General features: G+C 64.2%; 6 protein-coding genes and 1 pseudogene. All 7 read left to right on the top strand.

Features of this window, described 5'->3' with window-relative positions:
* Positions 1 to 219, top strand: a pseudogene (locus FBZ89_RS30380) (L-rhamnonate dehydratase); the annotation flags it as partial.
* Positions 220 to 231: 12 nt separating this feature from the next.
* Positions 232 to 1,104: a 2,4-didehydro-3-deoxy-L-rhamnonate hydrolase gene (locus tag FBZ89_RS30385; protein WP_145754825.1), complete on the top strand. Its 873-nt coding sequence runs from the start codon at positions 232 to 234 to the stop codon at positions 1,102 to 1,104.
* Positions 1,101 to 1,853, top strand: a complete 753-nt coding sequence (locus FBZ89_RS30390; RefSeq protein ID WP_145754827.1) for an SDR family NAD(P)-dependent oxidoreductase — start codon at positions 1,101 to 1,103, stop codon at positions 1,851 to 1,853. The genes FBZ89_RS30385 and FBZ89_RS30390 overlap by 4 nt, the downstream gene beginning before the upstream one ends.
* Before the next feature lie 40 nt (positions 1,854 to 1,893).
* Positions 1,894 to 2,796 (top strand): amidohydrolase family protein, encoded by a 903-nt coding sequence (locus FBZ89_RS30395; RefSeq protein ID WP_145754828.1) that lies wholly within the window; start codon positions 1,894 to 1,896, stop codon positions 2,794 to 2,796.
* Positions 2,797 to 2,970: 174 nt separating this feature from the next.
* Positions 2,971 to 3,699, top strand: a complete 729-nt coding sequence (locus FBZ89_RS30400; RefSeq protein WP_145754830.1) for an MFS transporter — start codon at positions 2,971 to 2,973, stop codon at positions 3,697 to 3,699.
* Positions 3,650 to 4,219 carry a TetR/AcrR family transcriptional regulator gene (locus FBZ89_RS30405; protein ID WP_186457672.1) on the top strand — a complete coding sequence of 190 codons (570 nt, stop codon included), beginning with the start codon at positions 3,650 to 3,652 and terminating at the stop codon, positions 4,217 to 4,219. Before FBZ89_RS30400 ends, FBZ89_RS30405 begins: the two co-directional genes overlap by 50 nt.
* 42 nt (positions 4,220 to 4,261) lie before the next feature.
* Positions 4,262 to 4,777, top strand: a complete 516-nt coding sequence (locus tag FBZ89_RS30410; RefSeq protein ID WP_145754833.1) for a hypothetical protein — start codon at positions 4,262 to 4,264, stop codon at positions 4,775 to 4,777.
* The last annotated feature ends 262 nt before the right edge of the window (positions 4,778 to 5,039 follow it).

The raw sequence follows: 5,039 nt of genomic DNA on the forward strand, positions 1-5,039 counted from the left end.
TACAGCTACCACTTCGTCATCACCCGGCATAACAGCCCGTTCGCCGAGTTCCTGATGATGGCGCCCAAAGCAGACCAGGTTCAGCCCATGTTCCACCCCCAACTGCTGGGCGAGCCGGTTCCCGTCAACGGCCGCCTCAAGGCCACGGCCTTGGACAAGCCCGGTTTCGGCGTGGAGTTGAACCCCGCCGTCACCCTGCACCGCCCTTATACGCATTAAGGATCATTTCTTATGAAGCTCTGTCGCTTTGGCCCCCGCGGCGAAGAAAAGCCGGGCTTGGTCGACGCCGATGGCGTCATCCGCGACCTGTCGTCACGCATCGCCGACATCACGCCGGCGGCGCTGACGGCCGACGTGCTGGCCCGTCTGTCCGCCGTCGATCCGAACAGCCTGCCGGCCGTGCCCGGCACGCCGCGGTATGGCGTACCGGTGCGGGGCATCGGCAAGATCGTGGCCATCGGCCTCAACTATGAGGACCACGCCATCGAATCCAATCTGCCCATCCCGACCGAGCCGGTGATGTTCGCCAAGGCCCTGTCCAGTCTGACGGGGCCGAACGATGAGGTGATGCTGCCCAAGAACTCCACCCACAGCGACTGGGAGGTGGAACTCGGCGTCGTCATCGGCAAGACCTGCCGCTATGTCGAGGAGGCCCAGGCCCTGGACCATGTGGCGGGTTACGTCCTGGCCAATGATGTGTCGGAACGCTTCAATCAGAAGCAGCGCGGCACGCAGTGGAGCAAGGGCAAGGGCCACGACACCTTCTGCCCGGTGGGGCCCTGGCTGGTGACGGCCGATGAGGTGGGCGACCCGCAGGACCTGGACATGTGGCTGGACGTGAACGGCCAGCGCATGCAGACCGGCAACACCCGGACGATGATCTTCAATGTCCGCCAAATCATCGCCTATGCCAGCCAATACATCACCCTGTTCCCCGGTGATCTCATCATCACCGGTACGCCACCGGGTGTAGGGGAAGGAAAGAAGCCGTCCCCCATCTTTCTCAAGGCGGGTGATGTGATGGGTTTGGGGATCGCGAAGCTGGGAACCCAGCGGCAACAGGTGGTGGAATGGCGCCACCTGGGGGATGAGGTGCTGGCATGACCGTGTTCAAGGATCGCTTTGCGGGCCGCACCGCCATCGTCACCGGCGGGGCGTCGGGGCTGGGCAAGGAAACCGCCCGCCGCCTGGTGGCGGAAGGGGCCAAGGTCGCTCTATGGGACAATAATCCCGACACCTTGGCCGCCGCAGCGGAAGAGGCGGGCGCCACCTTCAGCGTGGCGCTGGACGTCACCGATGCCGATGCCGTCGCGGCGGCGGCCCAGTCCAGCCAAGAGGCCCTTGGCGGACGGCTGGACGTGCTGGTGGCCTCCGCCGGTATCACCGGTGCCACCGTGCCGGTGCATGAGTTCCCGCTGGACAGCTGGCGCCGCACCATCGACATCAACCTGAACGGCCTGTTCTATTGTTGCCGTGCGCTGGTGCCGCTGATGCTGGCCAACGGCTATGGCCGCATCGTCAACGTCGCATCGGTGGCCGGCAAGGAGGGCAACCCCAACGCCAGCGCCTATTCCGCCAGTAAAGCCGGCGTCCTGGGTTTCACCAAGTCGCTGGGCAAGGAATTGGCCGGCAAAGGCGTGATGGTCAACAGCCTGACCCCCGCGACCTTCGAAAGCCCCATCCTGGCCCAGTTGCCGCAAAGCCAGGTGGACTACATGCGCTCCAAGATACCCATGGGACGCCTGGGCCATGTGGAGGAAAGCGTGGCCATGGTCTGCTTCATGGCCAGCGAGGAATGCAGCTTCACCACCGCGTCGACTTTCGATACCTCGGGTGGTCGTACGACGTACTAGCCCTCTCCTCTGACGGCTAAGAACAAAGGGAGGATAGGCGATGGAAGAGATTCCGTTCGTGGATGCCCACGTCCATTTCTGGAACCTGGATCGGCTCAAGTACGCTTGGCTAACACCACCGTTCTCGGACGACGGGCCAAACGGCAGCACCGAGGCCATTGCCCATACCTACCTGCCGGACGCCTACCGGGAAGAACTGGCCCCGTGGTCGCCGGTCGGCGCCGTGCATATCGATGCCGGCGCCGATCCCGCCCAGGCGCTGGAAGAAACCGCCTGGCTGGAACAGTTGGCGGAGGAAGGCGGCTTGCCCAGTGCCATTGTCGCTTTCGCCGCCCTCGACGGCGATGACGTCGAACAGGTGCTGGAACAACAGGCCGCCTACCCTCGGGTTCGGGGCATCCGGCACATCGCCAATTGGCACCTGGATCCGCGCCGGACCTATAATCGAAACGATCCGCTGGTCAACCCGGCCTGGCGGCAGGGCTATGCCCGGTTGGCCCGTCACGGCCTGTCGTTCGACCTGCAATGCTATCCGGGGCAGTTGGCCGCCGCTGCGGAGTTGGCGGCGGCCCATCCAGGGATACCGCTGATCCTGAACCATTGCGGCATGCCACTGCTGCATGAGCCTGGCGGCTTGGCCTACTGGCGGGCGGGCATGCGCGCTTTGGCGGCCTTGCCGCACGCAGCGGTGAAACTTTCGGGCTTCGGCCTGGTGGACCGGGGATGGACGGTGGACAGTATCCGGCCGTTGATCCTTGAGACCATCGACCTGTTCGGCACCAACCGCTGCATGGTGGCCAGCGATTTTCCCACGGATCGCCTGTTCGGGAATATCGATCGCGTCATGGGCGCCTATCACCAGATTCTGGGTGGTTTCTCGCTGGATGAGCGGCGCGGCCTGTTCGGGCGCAACGCCGCCCGCATCTACCGCATCGCGGCCTAACACCTGCGCCCCAAGCGCCAGGACAGAGTGACAATAAGGGCAGCCGCCGGCGCCCAGGGAGGGGCAGTTCATGAGTGTGTAGACGGCATCGGTCCATAAGCAGGTGGCGCACGATCAGGTGGCGCCCCGGGTTCTGCGCACGGCGCTGGCCTTCGCCATCAGCCTGTTTTTCATTTGGCCTATGGCCTGCCCGCCGGCCTCCCGCTGCAGCGGGTGGGATACAAGGTCGGCATCCTGATCGGGCTGATGGTCACCGCCCTGGGCGCGTTGCTGTTCATTCCGTCCGCATCGATGGGCCAGTTCCTGCCTTTCGTGCTGTCGATGTTCGTGCTGGCCTCGGGCCTCGCTTGCCTGGAAACGGCTGCCGACAGCTACGTCAACGTCCTGGGACCGCCTGAACTGGCGTCCCGCCGACTCAATCTGGCGCAATCCTTCAATGGCCTGGGCACCTTCATCGGGCCGCTGATCGGTGGCAGCCTGTTCTTCAAGGGAACAGCGGCCGGCGAGGGCGCGCATGACAACGTCCAGCTGATCTACGCCATCATCGGCGTGGCCATCGCTGTTTTCGCCATGGTGGTGGGCCGAGCGCACCTACCGGAAATCGCAGAGCCGGAGCACGCCGGCGATGGCGCGGACGGGCGGCCTCTGATGCCGTTGACGGAGTTGCGCCAGGGGGCGGGTTTCACGGCATCATCGGTCGGGAACGTCCGAATTCCGACCGTGACCTCCATCCCAATAGCGATCGAGATAGGCTGCAATGTCCAACACCTTGGATACCACCACGACGACGCAAGCCCCCCGTCAGCGGACGGGGGCTGGCCGGCCGACGCAGGCTCAGGTCCGCGCCATCGATGTGGCCATCCTGGAGGCGGCGACCGGCATCTTCCTGACCGCCGGCTATAGTGGCGCTTCGATGGAGGCGGTGGCTGAAACGGCACGGGTTTCCAAGGGAACGCTGTATGCGCGCTATCCTTCCAAGGCGGATCTGTTCAAGGCCGTCTGTTCGTCCCGGGTGGAGGTGTGGTCCACGCGTTTCACGCCCGAGCCGGCGCCGTGCAGCGGACTGGCCCCGCGTCTTGAGCATTTCGCCCGCACCATCGTGCGCAGCATGTCCGATCCCGAGGTCATGGCCTTCGAAGGGCTGCTGCATACCGAGGGGCGAAAGTTCCCCGAGGTGGCCAAGCTTTTCTTCGACACCACGTTCGAGGTCAGCCTGGCGCATGTCATCTCTATTCTGACGGCTGCGTCCATTCAGGACGGTGTGCCGATTCGCAATGCGCGCAATGCGGCCGTTGCGTTCATGGGGATCTTCACGGGCTGGTGGATGCGTATCCGGTGGTGTGGGCCGATTTCGGACGACGAGGTCGAGACGACCATACGCAGCTTCGTCGCCATCTTTCTCCAAGGTCGCCTGGCTTGGTGACGCTGGCGGCTGCGGGTGGTCAATCATGAATTCGCGGCGGCGATGCTCAAGGTTCTGGGCTTCTCCGATTTCCGCAAGGTGTTCCAACCGAACTGGTTCGCGACGCAGAACTTCCACGGCCAGTGGTACACCGATTCCGACCACCTGCAGGAACTGGTCCCCTTCCGCCGGGAGACGCTGGCGGATCTCTTGGCGATCCTGAAGTCTGCGGTGCCGTTCTATATGCGCTGGGGTGCCCGCCTGGCCGGTGGCGCCGCGCGTAAGCGGATCGAGAAGCTGGCGCGGGGCGAGGGTGGGCCGTTGCATTGGCTGGAACAGGGGGACGAGGCGCACATCAACGCCTATTTCGGCTCACGGGCGCAGTGGCGGCAGATCCCCCCGGACTGGGCTCAGTTTCCACTGAGCCAGCCGTCCCACACCCCGTCATACCTTGATCACGGATACGACGAGAACAAGCCCAAGGAGCGGTGGACCGCGTCGGATTTGCGCCAGGCGGCGGAATTCCGGGGCGGTCAGCACGACCCGGCCGCGGGAATTGGGGATGACGCTGTCCTATGAGTTCCGAGCAACTGATTTTCTGGCCCTCCTGGTTTAGCCGTGCGGCTAGCGACGAGGAGAGGCCCTGCCAGTCGTGAACCGGCACGTCGCTTGAATGCCCATCGGCGCAGTATCGGTTTGATACTCTCAAGTCGATTGGGTGTTTGATCGCGGCGCTTTACACGACGGCATCGGGTAGGGGGAAGGTTCACACCTCCCCCCTCCCACACCACCGTACGTACGGTTCCGTATACGGCGGTTCATGAAGCGTGGTTTAGGCGTT

The sequence above is a fragment of the Nitrospirillum amazonense genome (assembly GCF_007828045.1).
GTDB lineage: Bacteria > Pseudomonadota > Alphaproteobacteria > Azospirillales > Azospirillaceae > Nitrospirillum > Nitrospirillum amazonense_C.